The sequence below is a fragment of the Eubacterium limosum genome (genome assembly GCF_000807675.2).
Taxonomy (GTDB): domain Bacteria; phylum Bacillota; class Clostridia; order Eubacteriales; family Eubacteriaceae; genus Eubacterium; species Eubacterium limosum.
Genome location: NZ_CP019962.1, coordinates 4084261 through 4098913, shown reverse-complemented (window position 1 = coordinate 4098913; position 14653 = coordinate 4084261). Strand labels below are relative to the sequence as shown.

The window sequence follows — 14653 nt, the reverse complement described above, 5'->3', positions numbered from 1 at the left end:
AGGCGTGAGTACAATTGAGTGAAAAGATTTTAGTGATTGGAGCTGCCCGCAGCGGTGTGGCGGTTTCAAAGCTTTTAATGGATTGCGGCAAGGCAGTGATACTGACCGATAATCGTCCTGAGGACGTGGTTCTGGCAGAGTTTCCCCAGGTACGGGAGACCTTGGCAGAGCTTGAGGTAAAAGGCATCGAAACCGTTTTTGGAAGACAGATCGACACCAAGGTTATCAATGAGATTGACCGTGTGGTCACAAGCCCGGGCGTGCCGTTAACCATTCCGATCATTGCCGAGGCATACCGCTGCGGCGTTCCTGTTATCGGCGAGGCTGAGCTGGCGTACTGTATGACAAAGGCCCCTTTTGTAGCCATCACCGGCACCAACGGCAAAACCACCACCACCACACTCACGGGTGAGATCTTTAAAAACAGCGGCCGGAAAACCTACACGGTGGGCAATATCGGGGACCCCATCAGCAACTATGTAATGGAAGCAGCGCCCGAGGATGTCTTTGTGACAGAGATCAGCGCGTTTCAGCTGGAGACCATCAATAAATTCCGTCCAGTCGCTTCGGCCATATTAAACCTGTCTCCAGACCATATGGACCGGTACGGCACCATGGAAAATTACATTGCCGCCAAGGCCCGCATTTTTGAAAACCAGCGCGGCGAGGACTTTTTGGTGCTCAACGCCGATGACGAGCAGGTCTGTGAGCTGGGCCGTCAGGCGCAGTGCCGGAAGTACTATTTCAGTCTGGATAAAAAGGTGGCCCAGGGCGCCTACGCCATGGACGGCGGTATTTTTATCAATGACAATGAATCGGTCATTCCAATCTGCCGTATCGAGGAGATGGGCATAAAAGGCCCTCACAACGTGCAGAACGCTCTTGCGGCCACAGTGCTCGCATATTTTATGGGAGTGGACGTGGTCAGCATCACGGAGACGCTGAAGTCCTTCGGTGGGGTAGAACACCGCCAGGAATTTGTGGCGACCATCGACGGTGTGGATTATATCAACGATTCCAAGGGCACCAACACCAACGCGGCCATCGTGGCTCTGAACGCTATGACCAAACCGGTCATCCTCATCGCCGGAGGCTACGATAAAAAAGAAGACTATAGCGAATTTATCGAGGTGGTCAGGAAAAAGGTCAAACGCATGGTGTTAGTCGGAGCGACTGCTTCCCAGATTGAGGAGACAGCCGAGGGCCAGGGCTATTACAGCACTGTGCGTGTGGGCGATTATGACGAGGCGGTCAAGGTCGCCTCGGAGTGTGCCGCTCCCGGCGATGTGGTGCTGCTGTCACCGGCCTGTGCCAGCTGGGATATGTTTGACAATTTTGAAATCAGAGGACAGGTCTTTAAGGATTTAGTGAAGCGAATCGGGAGTAACTGATGAAAAAAGGAAAAGTAGACAGGCCGTTTGTCATCGCTCTGTTGATTTTGGTAGGCTTTGGCCTCCTGATGGTCTTTAGCGCCAGCATGTATTCTTCAACAGTCGACGGCAGCAAGGGCTACTCGCTCTTTCTCAAGCAATTTGGGTTTGTGGCGCTGGGGCTCGTTGTAATGGGCTTTATGAGTAATATCGATTATCGCAAATACAATAATAAGAAAATCAGCATGATTTTGCTGGGCGTGACGGTCTTTCTGCTGCTCCTTGTATTGATACCGGGCATCGGGGTAGAGGTCAATGATGCCAGGCGGTGGCTGAATGTCGGCATCGGCCAGTTCCAGCCCTCGGAGCTCGCAAAGGTCACGGGCATTCTTTATCTCTCCTCCCTGCTAGCGCGGGAGCCGGAGGTACTGAACGGCGGCACCTGGGAATTTACAAAGCAGTGTATGGCGCCGATTTTCCTGATCTGCGGCATCACAGCCATCGAGCCCTCACTGAGCGCGGCCATGGCAATTGGCTTCGGTATGGTGGCAGTGCTCTATTTTGCAGGGGTACGCTTTAAACGCTTCGCGCCCTATGCGGCAGTCGGCGTGGCGGGGGTCGTTGTGCTGATGATCATTGAGCCCTGGCGTCTGGAACGCTTTAATGTATTCTTAGGCCGCGGGAGCGTTGACTATCAGATCACCCAGTCACTCTTAGCCATTGGGACTGGTGGCATTTTCGGGCAGGGGCTGGGCAATGGCAAGCAGAAATTTCTGTTCCTGCCAGAGCTCCAGAATGACTTTATTTTCGCCAATATTGGCGAGGAATTTGGCCTTATCGGCTGTGTCTTTGTTCTGGGCCTTTTCGCCTTTATTATCTGGCGGGGCTTCAAAATTGCCAACACGTCGCCGGACCGGTTCGGTTACCTTTACACCAGCAGTGTCATGCTGCTGCTGGGCTTTCAGGTGTTTGTAAACGTGGGGGTCGCCACCTCGGTCATCCCGGTTACCGGGATGGCGCTGCCTTTTGTCAGCGCTGGCGGTACCTCGATGGTGGTGCTCTTTGCCATGCTGGGGCCCATACTCAATATTTCAAGGCAGGCGGACCTGCGTAAAAGGAAAGGGAGAAGAAAATGAAAATTTTAGTAGCGGCCGGCGGCACCGGAGGCCATATCTATCCGGGGCTGGCCATTGCAGATAAACTAAAGGAGCGCCTGCCCGATGCCGAGATCCTTTTTATCGGCTCACAGGTAGGCATGGAAAAAAACATTGTGCCCAAGGAGGGCTATCCCATTGAGTACATCCGAGTCCGCGGCTTTGAGCGTGAGCTGTCGCTTGAAACGCTGGCAGCGGTCAAGGGAATCTTTGACGGCATCTCAGATTCAAAAAAGGTTTTGAAAAGGCATCAGCCGGACCTGGTGGTTGGGACTGGCGGCTTCACCTGCGGTCCGCTGCTTCTCGAGGCAGCGAAGCGGGGCATTCCCACCATGATCCATGAGCAGAACGCCTACCCAGGCAAGACAAACCGGATGCTTGGGAAAAAAGTGGACCGCGTGGCCATCAGCTTTAAAGAGGCCGCCGAGTATTTTCCGGAGGATAAGACATTTCTGGCAGGCAACCCAGTGCGTGACGTGTTTAAACAGACCGACCGCAAGGCCCTCAGGGATAAGCTTGGCCTGAAGGAAAACCAGCGTCTGGTCGTCATCATGGGCGGCAGCCAGGGGGCTGGGAGTATCAACAATGCGGCCGCTTCGTTTATTGCCAGGAATGCAGATAATCCGGATATTGTCGTTTATCACCTGACCGGGAGAGGACAGTACGATAAAGTCCTAGAAAAATTAAAGGAAAATGATGTAAAATTAGACGATTGCCGTAATATAAACGTGTTAGCGTACAGCGATGATGTCCACACCCTTATCGGCGCTGGAGATCTGGTTGTCAGCCGTTCTGGGGCCATGTCGGTGGCTGAGATTGCCGCAGTGGGTATTCCATCCATTTTGGTGCCCTACCCAATGGCAGCAGGAAACCATCAGGAATTCAATGCCCGTGTTATTACGGATAACGGCGGCGGTATCCTGATCCATGACACCGAGCTGACCCCGGACCTGCTGGCCGAAACCATTCCGGCCCTGCTCCGGGATGAAAAGGGGCTTGAAAAAATGCGGAGTGCCACAAAAGAACGGGCAATACTGGATGCAGGTGACCGGATTTGTGCAGAAGCTTTGAAGCTGATCAAATAAATTGAACAAAAACAAATAAAAAGGGTGACAAAAACCGGTAAATGGTGATAAAATGGATGAAAAGCTGCAAAGACGTAAAAAATTAAAAAAAAATAAAAGGAAAAGACTGCTAAAATATGTTACACTATTAGTGGTTGTTGTTTCTATTTTATTTGTCTTTATTTTTGTCATGGCAAGCGCCATTTCCGCCGGTGTGTTTAATATCAAGCATATTGAAGTAATTGGGAATGAAGTTGTCGATAGCGAAACAATTGTAGAAACTTCGGGAATCAATGAAGGTGAGAGCATTTTTTGGGTAGATTTAAATAAGGCTCATTATAATATTGAGGAACTCATAAATGTTGAAAAGCTGGAGATTACAAAAGTCATGCCGGACAAAATCGTGATCAAAGTAAAGGAAGCACCGGCAATCTGCGCGGTTAATTACGATGGTAAGATCAATTATATCAACCGTGAGGGGCTTCTGGTTGAGCGCAGCGAGTATCTGCGCAAAACGGATATCCCCATTGTTACGGGCTTCACGGATATTACCATTGATAAAATCGGGCATCCGGTAACCTTTAATCCGGACTGGAAGTTTGACACAGTCATGGAGATTCTGAAGACTTTTCAGAATGACGGAAACCTTGCGAAGATTTCGGAAGTGGGTATTACGGAAAATAATACTTATCGGATCATTACAAAAAATAATGTGGTTATGACCGTGTCGGATCTGGATAACTTTAAAGGCTCTTATGATTATATCAATACGGTTTTTGCCGAGAACAAGAGTAATCTGGACATCAATCTGACCACTGGCGGTAACAAACCGATTCTGAAACCAAGATAAACTGAGGTGAAGGCTTGAAGCGAAAAGGCAGTTTAGCGATTGCGCTAATATGTATTTTTGTGGGTGTTTTGATTATCCTTCAGATGAAAACAGTCGACCAGTTGGGCGGGACGGTTGATTCCGAGCGCGCCGGCGACCTGGCTGCTGAGGTAAAAGCCCTTGAAAACAAAAATGACGAGCTGAACAACCAGCTCGAGGATCTCGAAAAACAGCTGGCTAACTATGAATCGGATGCCGCTGGAACCGATGATGTCATAAAGAAAAAACAGAAGGAGCTGGAGAAGGAACGCGTGCTTGCAGGTGTGACGGATGTGACGGGTTCAGGCCTGGTCATCACCATTGATACCGACAGCACAGATTACGACGCGTCCCTCTATTCCAAAAGCTCCGATCTGCTGCTCTCACTGGTAAACGAGCTGAACGCAGCAGGCGCCGAAGCCATTTCCATCAATGGCGAACGTTTGATTAATACTTCGGAGATCCGCCAGGCGGGCTCCTATATTAATATTAACCGTAACAAATACGGTGCACCCTTTGAGGTGAAAGTCATTGGCAATCCTCAGGATCTCTCCGCGGCCATCAAAATGCGGGCCGGTGTTGTGGATGTCATGCAGTCCAATAAGCTGAAGGTTTCTATTTCACAGGAAGACAATGTTCTTGTGAAGGCCTACAGCGGTGTGATTGACTTAAAGTATGCCAAGCCGGCCTCAGGCAGTGGGTCCGATGAATAGCGGTGGGCTATGAAGAGTATAAGTGAAAAAACCATGAACCGGATACTGGTCTTGGTCTTTCTGGTGGTTGGCATTGGAATGGCCCTGATCGTTAAGGAGATTGGCTCAAAAGACATCCCGGCCCAGCGTACCTTTGTCAATGCGAAGACCTTATATAACCAGGAGCTTGAGGAGGATAACCTCAAGGTCAAAAATGAGGAGCTCAGCAAAAAAATAGCGGCTGAGCAAAAAAGGCTCGAAACCTACGAGGAGGCCCAGAGGGCCATCGAGGATGAAGGTTCTGTGGTCGATACTGTCGGCCAATATCTGGACGCAGAGCTTGAAAACTATAAAATGGCAGACGGCTCTGTACCCATCCAGGGACCCGGCCTTGTCATCACGCTGGAAGACAGTGACAAAGCCATCGAACCTGGTGAAAACCCTAATAAATACCTGGTGCACAACTCAGATGTGCTGGCAGTCATTAATGAACTGAAGGCAGCCGGCGCGGAGGGAATCCAGCTCAATAAAATGCGCGTGACAAGCAGCAGCAACATCGACTGCGGCGGCGCAGTCATAAATGTGGATGATGAGATATCCTCACCGCCATTTGTGATTGAAGCCATTGGAGACCCTGAATCCATGTATATTTACTTAAATTCTGATGAAAGTGTTATTCAACTGTTGAAATATTGGGAAATAAAGGTTAATATAGAAAAGTCAGAATATTTACTACTCAACAAAAGTAATAAACTGTAATTTGATTTTTTGCAGAGAAACGAGGACAACGATGCTATATCCATTAATAGGGCTGCTTGCAGGGCTTTTAATTGGTGTTGTTTTGCCTTTTGAAATACCGCTGGCATATTCATCCTATCTCTCGATCGCAATACTCGCTTCGCTGAATTCAGTATTTGGCGGTATTCAGGCAGACCTGGAAGGAAAATTTGACCAAAAACTGTTTATTACCGGTTTTTTTGGCAACACCATTTTAGCGGCGCTGCTGACCTATATCGGTGACAGAGTAGGGATTCCAATTTATTACGCAGCAATCTTTTATTTTGGAACCAGCTTGTTTTCAAATTTTGCGAAGATCCGGCGTTATTATTTCCGGTCTGGCAGCAAAAAATCAGATCCTAAAGCGATTTCAAAGGAGCAGAAGCATGGTCATTCAACCGGCCATAAGGCTGAGCCTATAGAAATAATACATTCCACAACCGATGATTTGGACGAGACAGAGGACTATGAGGAAGAAGACTACGATGCCGTTGAGCTTGACGAGAGCGGCTACCGCGGTGACGCTTCCGACGAGGATGAAGTCTTTGAAGATGATGAGGAACTGGATGAAGAACAAAAAAATGATGATAAAAAACAAACTAAGAGTTTCTTACGTGAAATAGAGGAGGAAGAAAAGTGATTGAATTAGATGGCTACAATGATAATTTTGCGAGAATTCGTGTAATTGGTGTTGGCGGCGGCGGGAACAATGCCGTTAACCGCATGATCGAATCAGGTCTGAAGGGTGTTGACTTCATATCCATCAATACTGATAATCAGGCATTAGCCCTGACCCTGGCTGAAAAACGCCTTCAGATTGGTGAAAAGACCACCGGCGGTCTTGGTGCAGGCGGTAACCCGGAAATGGGTCAGAAGTCTGCAGAAGAAAGCCGTGATGCCATTGCAGATTTAATTCAGGAAACAGATCTGTTATTTATCACTGCTGGTATGGGCGGGGGAACCGGTTCCGGTGCTGCGCCGATCATTGCAAAAATTGCCCGTGAAATGGGAATCTTAACCATTGGTGTTGTCACCAAGCCATTCTCTTTTGAAGGCCGAGTCCGCATGCGCAACGCTCAGATTGCCAGTGATTTCCTTCAGGATAATGTCGATGCGCTGGTTACCATTCCAAATGACCGTTTATTAAGAATGGCCGATAAGACCACTTCCTTAAGAGACGCTTTCAAGCTGGCGGATGATGTCTTATTACAGGGTGTTAAAAGTATTTCTGACCTGATCTCTATGCCAGGTCTCGTAAGCCTTGACTTTGCCGATGTTAAGACTATCATGAAGGATGCCGGTCTGGCGCACATGGGTGTTGGCCGTGCCTCCGGTGAAAACCGTGCAGAAGAAGCTGCAAAAGAAGCGATCTTAAGCCCGCTTCTGGAAACCGAAATTGACGGCGCTACCGGCGTACTTTTAAATATTACCGCAGGTGAAGACCTGTCACTCTTTGAAGTCGACAGAGCCGCTACCATTGCGAGAGAAGCTTCTGACGAAGACGCTAACGTTATCTTTGGTGCGACCATTGATGAAAGTTTTGGCGATGAAATCCAGATTACTGTTATCGCGACTGGTTTCTTACCGGCAGAAGAAGTGGAAGCTAAAAAAGCTGCTATCCTGAACAGCGCAAACGCTGCTGCTGCAAACACGACTGCTAAGCCTGAAACCAAAACAACCAGCGCCGCTGGCGAATTTGCGATTCCTGGATTTTTAAGCAACGAAGACTAAGGTGTCTGAATGAAGTGTCCCTTTTGTGATTATGACGAAAGCAAAGTAGTTGATTCACGACCTGTTGAAGAAGGCACTATGATTCGTAGAAGAAGGGAGTGTATCCGGTGCGCCAAAAGGTTTACGACCTATGAGCGGATTGAAAACATTCCCTTGATCGTTGTTAAAAAGGGCGGTCAGCGTGTACCCTTTGATAAAAATAAAATTTTAAACGGGATGATCAAAGCCTGTGAGAAACGTCCGGTGCCCATCGACAACATCCAGCGTGTTGTTGATTTGATGGAAAAGGAGCTTTATCAGGTTGAAGATAAAGAGGTGGAATCATCCTACATTGGAGAGCGCGTCATGGATGCGCTTAAGGATATCGATCAGGTGGCCTACGTTCGTTTTGCATCAGTTTATCGTGAGTTTAAGGATGTTGAGTCTTTTATGGATGAACTGAACCGCCTTATGTCTGAACGCTGAAGGCGTGGAGTAGTGAATGAGATTTTTTGAAAAAACCATTGCGTCTAAAGAGATTTACAATGGACGCATCTTAAATTTAAAGGTCGACGAAGTCGAGCTTCCGGATGGAGGTACTTCTTTCCGGGAACTGGTAGACCACAAGCAGGGTGTCGGTATTTTGCCTGTCAGAGGAAACCGGATTATTTTCGTGCGCCAGTTTAGAAAGGCCATCGAAAAAGTGATCCTGGAGATACCGGCTGGTCTGGTTGAAGTGGGTGAAGATCCAAAAGAGGCAGCGGTGCGGGAGTTACAGGAGGAAATTGGCCTGAAGCCCCTGGATTTGCACTTTTTAGGAGAAATGTGGCCCTCACCGGGATTTACCAATGAAGTGACCACTTTATTTATGGCGTCTCAATTTGTTATTGAGCCGAGAAAACAGGATGATGATGAATTCATCGAAATTGTCGAAATGCCTATACGGACAGTCCGAGCGCTTTACCTCAAAGGAAAGTTTTCAGACGCAAAGACTGCCTGTGTTTTAGGTCGCTTTTTTTCTCTTATGTAAATAAAATCATCGAGGTGGTCTATTATCATCTGTGTTGCACACAGGATAACAGATCACTTTTCTTATTATTTGTAACAAATAAATTAAAGCTTTTAAGGAGAAACCGAATGACAGAAAATTTTATATTCTCCGGTCATGACACGGTGGTGTTAGCGCAAAAATACGGCACGCCACTTTACGTTATGAGCGAAGATATTTTAAGAGGGAACATTAACCGTATTAAGGATGCCTTTGAATCGGCGGGCGCGGATTATGATGTGAACTATGCCGGCAAAACCTTTTTAAATATGGGAATGTGCCGGATCATTGCAAGTGAGGGCATCTCTCTGGACGTGGCATCGGGCGGAGAACTTTATACTGCTGTAAAAAGTGGTTTTAATCCTGCACGTATCTGCTTTCATGGCAGCAATAAAAACCAGGCAGAGCTGGAAATGGCCCTCGGCTACAAGGTAGGCCGTATCGTTGTCGACAGCGAATGGGAGCTGGAACGGCTGCATCTTTTGACTGAGGAGCTTGAGCAGCCTGTCAAGGTGCTGTTTCGGGTATCTCCCGGCATTGAAGCCCATACCCATGAGCTTATACAGACAGGGAAGATTGACTCCAAATTTGGCCTGCCATTGAGCCAGGCCCGTGAGATTATCGGCCGCACAAAAGAAATGGAGTTTGTGGAGACTGTCGGCATTCATTGTCACATCGGCTCTCAGATCGCAGATGAAAAGCCTTTCTTACTGGCTTCGGAAGTTATGCTTGATCTTTATAAGGCATTGCTCTCCGATGGGCTTAATCTGACTGAGATTAATCTGGGCGGCGGCTTTGGTATTCCTTACTTGAAGGAAGATCCCAGCTTTGACGTCACTAACTATATTCCTAAAATGGTCGACCATATGCGTGAGATGGCTGAGCAGAGACAGGTTCCGATGCCTAAAATCGTGGTAGAGCCTGGCCGTTCAGTAGCGGCTCCGGCAGGTATTACTTTATATACGGTGGGAACTGTCAAAGAAATCCCGGGACTCAAAAAGTACGTAAGTGTTGACGGGGGTATGGCAGATAATCCCCGCCCGGCGCTTTACGGAGCGGACTATGATGCCGTGATCTGCAATAAACCTCAGGATGAAGCATTGATGGAAGAAGTAACAGTCAGCGGTAAAGCGTGTGAGACAGATACCTTAATTAAATCCATTAAGCTGCCGTCTCCTCAGCCAGGCGATACGTTGGCAGTGCTTCATACAGGGGCCTATAATTATTCAATGGCCAGCAACTATAATCGTCTCAGAAGGCCGGCAGTTGTCCTTTTGAAGGGCGATCAGTCAGCAATACTGGTTGAACGTGAAAGCTTTGAGGATCTGGTCAAGAATGACAGGATTCCTTCCTGGCTCGAGGGCTGATTATGTTTAGCGCAAATTATTTTATCAACCTGCTGCTGAGCCTGCCCGGTATTTTAGTCGCCATTTCTTTTCATGAAATGGCCCACGGCTACGCGGCGGATGCGATGGGGGATCCAACCCCGAAACTGGCGGGACGACTGACGGTTAATCCCCTTAAGCACATTGACCCCATCGGTTTTATCAGTATGCTGCTTTTTCGTTTTGGCTGGGCAAAGCCTGTGCCGGTTAATCCGAATAATTTTAAAAATCATCGGAAGGGAATCATTGTTGTCAGTCTGGCGGGCTGCTTCACAAACCTTTTGTTAGGCTTTATTTCGCTCATTGCGATCTACGCGGTTTCGCCCTTTGCCAACGTGTATCTGCTGCAGATTCTGCAGTATTTGTACCTGTATAACCTGATGTTTGCAGTCTTTAACCTTATTCCCATTCCACCCCTCGATGGGTCACAGATTCTGGCTGAGTTTTTGCCTTACAATGCAAAACAGAAATTCTACCAGTTTTCACGTTATGGGATGATCATTCTGCTGCTGCTGGTTGTATTTAATGTGTTCGGTCTGATTATTACACCCATCATCAACGGGATTGATGGTTTATTTAGAATGATATTAAACCCACTTTTTTTAATGCTTTGGTCATAAAATGAATAGTTACGAAGTCAGTTTAGAGAAATTTGAAGGTCCTCTGGACCTTCTCATTCATTTAATTCAAAAGAATAAAATTGATATCTACGATATTCCCATCGCAGAAATCACAAATCAGTATCTGGCTCATATTGAGAAGTGGCGCGAGCTGGATATGGAGGTTGCCAGTGAGTTTGTGGTTATGGCTTCCAAGCTTTTGGAGATTAAATCCAGAATGCTTCTGCCAAGAGCAAAGGATGAGGAAGAGGACGAAGAAGACCTGAAAGAGAAATTGGTACGCCAGCTTATAGAGTATAAAATCTTTAAAAATATCAGCATTTATCTGGAAGAACGGGAGTGCGCAGAGCTGCATGCCGTCTATAAGGATCCGGAATATATCCCGGTTATGACCCAGGACGCCGAGGTTGAGATCAACCCTGAGGATATTTTTAAAGCATACTCCAACATATTTTCCCTATACAACGATGAGATTGAGTTCAAAGATTTTTCTCAGGAGATTGTAAGGGAAGTTTTTACTGTAGAGGAAAAAATTGATTACATCGAGCACCAGTTTGAGCTCAATCGCTCTGGAGAACTCCATTTTTCAGAGCTGTTCAGAAAAAAAGTCAGCCGGGGAGAAGTTGTTGTAACCTTTCTGGCGCTTTTGGAGATGTATAAAATTAATAACATACGGCTTTTTCAGAACCGTGTATTTCAGGAAATTATCATCAGACAGAGGACAGAGGAATAAATGCAGGAACTTTCAAAGAGTAATAAAAAGCGTCTAAAGGGAATCATCGAAGGCATCCTTTTTGCCGCCGGTGAGCCTGTCGCGCTGCGTGAGCTTGAAAAGGCGATGGAGCTGGACGGGAACACCATTCAGGCCCTTATGTCAGAACTGGAAAAGGACTATGGCAGTGTGGAACGAGGGCTTCGCCTAGTGCAGGTCAATCACACATGGCAGCTGTCCACAAAGCCTGAACATTACGATTTTATCCGTCAGGTACTGGGGCAGCAGGAGCCCACAGGGCTGTCCAAGGCGGCTCTTGAGACGCTTTCGATCATTGCCTACCGCCAGCCGATTACCCGTATCGATATTGATAATCTGAGAGGGGTCAGCTCCAACAGTTCTGTTCAGCGGCTCCTTGACCGGGGGCTGATCAAGGAGGCTGGCAGGATGGAAGCGCCGGGCCGGCCGATTCTCTATAAAACAACCCCCGCCTTTTTAAAGACCGTTCATTTGAAGCATATCGAGGATTTGCCGGCTTTTGAGCAGTTTGCTGAGGGAGAACAGCAGAAAATCGATATCTCCGCTTCTATGGCGGAAAATATGGAAATAAACACAGTTGAGGAATTGAATTGAGATTACAGAAATATATGGCCCAGTGTGGCGTTGCTTCAAGACGTAAATCAGAAGAACTGATTGCCGCAGGCAGGGTATGTGTCAACGGTGAGGCAGTGCTGACACCAGGGCTTCAGGTAGACCCGGAAGCCGACAGGATTACAGTGGATGGTAAAACCATCGCGGAGGACAAAAAAATTTATGTGCTGCTGAACAAGCCAAAAGGTGTGGTTTCTACCTCGGCAGACCGCCACGCCGACCAGACTGTGATGGATCTGCTGCCCATTAAGGAGCGGCTGTTTACCGTGGGGCGGTTGGATAAGGATACGGAGGGGCTGCTGATTTTAACCAATGACGGAGACCTTACTTTCAGACTGACGCACCCCAGCCATGAGTTTAACAAAATTTATGAAGGGCTGGTAAAAGGGCTCCCCAGTACCGGAGAGCTGAAGCTTTTTGCTGAAGGTGTCCAGATCGAGGATGATGACCATACACTGCATACCACTGCGCCCGCTTCAGTGCAGGTAATAAAGACTTACAGAAGCACAGCCCTGCTCGAAATGACGATCCACGAGGGAAGGAAGCGCCAGATTCGTAAAATGTGCGCGGCAATCGGCCATCCCGTCATTCACCTTAAGCGGACAGCTATTGGCAGTATTACCTTAAAAGGGTTAAAGGCTGGTGAATGGCGTTATCTTACTGAGGAAGAAATACGTTATCTGAGGGGAGAAAAAGATGATTAAAATTGTGATTCCTAAAAGTTTTGAGGTGGTCGCTCCTTATTTTAAGGAGCCCGAACACAAGCGGAGCCTTTATATGACAGCCATGGATGACGAAGCGCTTCTTGCTGTTGCCCGTTTTATGGTAAAGGGTGAAACAGCAGAGCTTTATGATATTTTAAATATTAAGCCGGAGGTGCCAATGGCGGTGCTGGACGGTTTGATCCGCACCACGCTGTTTCAGGCGGCTGAGCTTGGGTGTGAAGCCTGCAGGGTTTACAATGTGCCGGAGACACTGAAGGCGTACTTTAAAGGCCATCAATTTAGGGACTGCGGTGAGTACATCAGCCATGACGCTTATGTCGATGAATTTTTTAAACCGTGTCCGGGGTGTGCCGGTGCCGTCGATTAATGAATTCAGGAGAGTGACCCTGCTGGCAGGAGCCTTGATGGCCGAGCACTTACGCATGGGAGACTCCGCCGTCGACGCGACCGCCGGGACAGGTGCAGATACCTGTCTGCTGGCCCGGAGTGTGGGAGCGTGCGGAAAGGTCTACTCTTTTGACGTCCAGAAAGAAGCCCTGAAAGAAACCGAGCAGCGCCTGTCGGCCGAGGGCTTAAGAGACCGGGTCCTTCTTTTTCACAAGGGGCACGAAACAATGGGCAGTATACCAGAGCTTCGTCAGGACTCTAAGATAATGGGTATTATGTTTAATTTAGGGTATTTGCCTCATGGAGACAAAGAAATCGTTACAAAGACAGATACCACACTGGCAGCACTTGAAAGCAGTGTAACCCTGCTGGCGCCAAAGGGGCTGATGACGCTTTGCCTGTACCGGCATCTAGCCGGACTGGAGGAGAGCATGGCCGTTGAAAAATGGTGCGCGCAGCTTGGAGCAGGGTTTAATGTGCACAAGCTTGAGACAATCAATAAAAATAATCCGCCCTATTTAATTTTGGCGGAAAAGACAAAATGAGGCAGATAACGGAAATGAATCAATCATCGGATATGAAACAAGACAGCAAACCGGAACTAAGGGATATTTTTGCAGAGATTAAGGAGCGCTATAAAGGCCTGAGCAAGAGCCATAAAAAAATTGCAGCCTTTGTGATGAAAAATTATGAAAAGGCTCCGGATATGTCCGCCATCAAAGTAGCGCAGCATGTTAAGGTCAGTGAAGCGACGGTTGTGCGCTTTGCGCTGTCTTTAGGCTATGAAGGCTATCCAGAGTTCAGAAAGGCCCTTAAAAATGAAATAAACAGTAAATTGACGACCATTGAGCGCATCAACATGACTTTGGGTGACGAGGAAAAAGAAAAGCTGATGCAGCGCTCTGTGGCCGCGGTGCTCAAAAGTGATATCAACAGCATCAACGGAACCCTTGAATCCTTTGATTACGAAGCGCTCAGGCAATGCGTAGACCTGATCCGCAGTGCAGGCAAGGTGGTCATTATCGGTTTTAGAACAACTAGTCTGCTGACCGAGCATCTGGGCTATTACCTGAACCTGATCCTGGATGATGTCCGGGTAATCAATCACGGTGTAACAGACATATATGAGCATTTGATCAAAATTGGCGAGGGCGACGTGGTCATTGCCATGAGCTTCCCGCGCTATGCGCAGAAAACCTATGAGGCTGTAGAATTTCTTAAAAACCGGGGTCCCAGGATTATCACCATATCGGATAATGAGCACGCACCCATCAATGAGTTTGCCGATCACAAGCTCATTGCGAAGAGCAATGTTTATTCCTTCGTGGACTCCCTGGTGGCGCCTTTAAGTCTGATTAACGCGCTGGTAGTGGCCGTTGGTTTTAAAAATATCAAAGAAACAAAACAGACCTTTAATGAGCTCGAAGAAATCTGGAAAGAACATTATATTTATACCGGTGACGAGTTTGTCAAGGATTTATAGGAGAGAA

General features: G+C 47.7%; 17 protein-coding genes and 1 pseudogene. All 18 read left to right on the top strand.

The genetic code is table 11. From position 1 onward, the window contains the following. Positions 1-14 precede the first annotated feature (14 nt). The 18 genes and pseudogenes from murD (at position 15) to B2M23_RS19205 (ending at position 14646) form a co-directional block, all read left to right on the top strand. Positions 15-1391 (top strand): UDP-N-acetylmuramoyl-L-alanine--D-glutamate ligase, encoded by a 1377-nt coding sequence (gene murD / locus B2M23_RS19290; protein ID WP_038351397.1) that lies wholly within the window; start codon positions 15-17, stop codon positions 1389-1391. Continuing rightward, complete coding sequence (gene ftsW, locus B2M23_RS19285; RefSeq protein ID WP_038351398.1) at positions 1391-2506, top strand: putative lipid II flippase FtsW; 1116 nt, start codon at positions 1391-1393, stop codon at positions 2504-2506. Before murD ends, ftsW begins: the two co-directional genes overlap by 1 nt. Beyond that, positions 2503-3609, top strand: coding sequence for an undecaprenyldiphospho-muramoylpentapeptide beta-N-acetylglucosaminyltransferase (gene murG, locus B2M23_RS19280; RefSeq protein ID WP_038351399.1), 1107 nt, complete (start codon positions 2503-2505; stop codon positions 3607-3609). Before ftsW ends, murG begins: the two co-directional genes overlap by 4 nt. A 52-nt stretch (positions 3610-3661) precedes the next feature. Then, the gene (locus tag B2M23_RS19275) at positions 3662-4438 is read left to right on the top strand and encodes a cell division protein FtsQ/DivIB (protein ID WP_038351400.1); all 777 of its coding nucleotides are present in this window, start codon (positions 3662-3664) and stop codon (positions 4436-4438) included. Positions 4439-4452: 14 nt separating this feature from the next. Further along, entirely contained in the window at positions 4453-5169 is a 717-nt protein-coding gene (locus tag B2M23_RS19270; RefSeq protein ID WP_038351401.1) for a DUF881 domain-containing protein, read from the top strand. Positions 5170-5178: 9 nt separating this feature from the next. Continuing rightward, positions 5179-5907: a DUF881 domain-containing protein gene (locus tag B2M23_RS19265; protein ID WP_052237126.1), complete on the top strand. Its 729-nt coding sequence runs from the start codon at positions 5179-5181 to the stop codon at positions 5905-5907. A gap of 31 nt (positions 5908-5938) precedes the next feature. Continuing rightward, a pseudogene (locus B2M23_RS21580) lies at positions 5939-6250 on the top strand (small basic family protein); the annotation flags it as partial. A 311-nt stretch (positions 6251-6561) separates the two neighbouring features. Further along, on the top strand, positions 6562-7656 hold the full coding sequence (gene ftsZ, locus B2M23_RS19255) for a cell division protein FtsZ (protein ID WP_038351402.1): 1095 nt from the start codon (positions 6562-6564) through the stop codon (positions 7654-7656). Between the two features lie 9 nt (positions 7657-7665). Next, positions 7666-8121 (top strand): transcriptional regulator NrdR, encoded by a 456-nt coding sequence (gene nrdR, locus B2M23_RS19250; RefSeq protein ID WP_038351403.1) that lies wholly within the window; start codon positions 7666-7668, stop codon positions 8119-8121. 16 nt (positions 8122-8137) lie between these two features. Then, complete coding sequence (locus B2M23_RS19245) at positions 8138-8665, top strand: NUDIX hydrolase (RefSeq protein WP_038351404.1); 528 nt, start codon at positions 8138-8140, stop codon at positions 8663-8665. A gap of 107 nt (positions 8666-8772) precedes the next feature. Next, positions 8773-10050, top strand: coding sequence for a diaminopimelate decarboxylase (lysA, locus tag B2M23_RS19240; RefSeq protein ID WP_038351405.1), 1278 nt, complete (start codon positions 8773-8775; stop codon positions 10048-10050). 2 nt (positions 10051-10052) lie between these two features. Beyond that, on the top strand, positions 10053-10688 hold the full coding sequence (locus B2M23_RS19235) for a site-2 protease family protein (RefSeq protein WP_038351406.1): 636 nt from the start codon (positions 10053-10055) through the stop codon (positions 10686-10688). 1 nt (position 10689) lies between these two features. Then, on the top strand, positions 10690-11421 hold the full coding sequence (locus B2M23_RS19230; protein ID WP_038351407.1) for a segregation and condensation protein A: 732 nt from the start codon (positions 10690-10692) through the stop codon (positions 11419-11421). Further along, positions 11422-12033 carry an SMC-Scp complex subunit ScpB gene (gene scpB, locus B2M23_RS19225; protein WP_038351408.1) on the top strand — a complete coding sequence of 204 codons (612 nt, stop codon included), beginning with the start codon at positions 11422-11424 and terminating at the stop codon, positions 12031-12033. Beyond that, positions 12030-12755, top strand: coding sequence for a pseudouridine synthase (locus B2M23_RS19220; protein WP_197731411.1), 726 nt, complete (start codon positions 12030-12032; stop codon positions 12753-12755). The genes scpB and B2M23_RS19220 overlap by 4 nt, the downstream gene beginning before the upstream one ends. Then, on the top strand, positions 12748-13143 hold the full coding sequence (locus B2M23_RS19215) for a hypothetical protein (protein WP_038351409.1): 396 nt from the start codon (positions 12748-12750) through the stop codon (positions 13141-13143). Before B2M23_RS19220 ends, B2M23_RS19215 begins: the two co-directional genes overlap by 8 nt. Continuing rightward, complete coding sequence (gene mnmM / locus B2M23_RS19210) at positions 13097-13708, top strand: tRNA 5-(aminomethyl)-2-thiouridylate-methyltransferase MnmM (protein WP_167617951.1); 612 nt, start codon at positions 13097-13099, stop codon at positions 13706-13708. The genes B2M23_RS19215 and mnmM overlap by 47 nt, the downstream gene beginning before the upstream one ends. A gap of 14 nt (positions 13709-13722) precedes the next feature. Beyond that, complete coding sequence (locus tag B2M23_RS19205) at positions 13723-14646, top strand: MurR/RpiR family transcriptional regulator (protein ID WP_227162878.1); 924 nt, start codon at positions 13723-13725, stop codon at positions 14644-14646. The last annotated feature ends 7 nt before the right edge of the window (positions 14647-14653 follow it).

Excerpts from the sequence above, each read along its gene's own strand:
- ftsW (WP_038351398.1), top strand. The coding sequence starts at position 1,391 with ATGAAAAAAGGAAAAGTAGACAGGCCGTTTGTCATCGCTCTGTTGATT.
- murG (WP_038351399.1), top strand. The coding sequence starts at position 2,503 with ATGAAAATTTTAGTAGCGGCCGGCGGCACCGGAGGCCATATCTATCCG.
- B2M23_RS19275 (WP_038351400.1), top strand. The coding sequence starts at position 3,662 with ATGGATGAAAAGCTGCAAAGACGTAAAAAATTAAAAAAAAATAAAAGG.
- B2M23_RS19265 (WP_052237126.1), top strand. The coding sequence starts at position 5,179 with ATGAAGAGTATAAGTGAAAAAACCATGAACCGGATACTGGTCTTGGTC.
- nrdR (WP_038351403.1), top strand. The coding sequence starts at position 7,666 with ATGAAGTGTCCCTTTTGTGATTATGACGAAAGCAAAGTAGTTGATTCA.
- B2M23_RS19245 (WP_038351404.1), top strand. The coding sequence starts at position 8,138 with ATGAGATTTTTTGAAAAAACCATTGCGTCTAAAGAGATTTACAATGGA.
- lysA (WP_038351405.1), top strand. The coding sequence starts at position 8,773 with ATGACAGAAAATTTTATATTCTCCGGTCATGACACGGTGGTGTTAGCG.
- B2M23_RS19235 (WP_038351406.1), top strand. The coding sequence starts at position 10,053 with ATGTTTAGCGCAAATTATTTTATCAACCTGCTGCTGAGCCTGCCCGGT.
- B2M23_RS19230 (WP_038351407.1), top strand. The coding sequence starts at position 10,690 with ATGAATAGTTACGAAGTCAGTTTAGAGAAATTTGAAGGTCCTCTGGAC.
- scpB (WP_038351408.1), top strand. The coding sequence starts at position 11,422 with ATGCAGGAACTTTCAAAGAGTAATAAAAAGCGTCTAAAGGGAATCATC.
- B2M23_RS19215 (WP_038351409.1), top strand. The coding sequence starts at position 12,748 with ATGATTAAAATTGTGATTCCTAAAAGTTTTGAGGTGGTCGCTCCTTAT.
- mnmM (WP_167617951.1), top strand. The coding sequence starts at position 13,097 with ATGAATTTTTTAAACCGTGTCCGGGGTGTGCCGGTGCCGTCGATTAAT.
- B2M23_RS19205 (WP_227162878.1), top strand. The coding sequence starts at position 13,723 with ATGAATCAATCATCGGATATGAAACAAGACAGCAAACCGGAACTAAGG.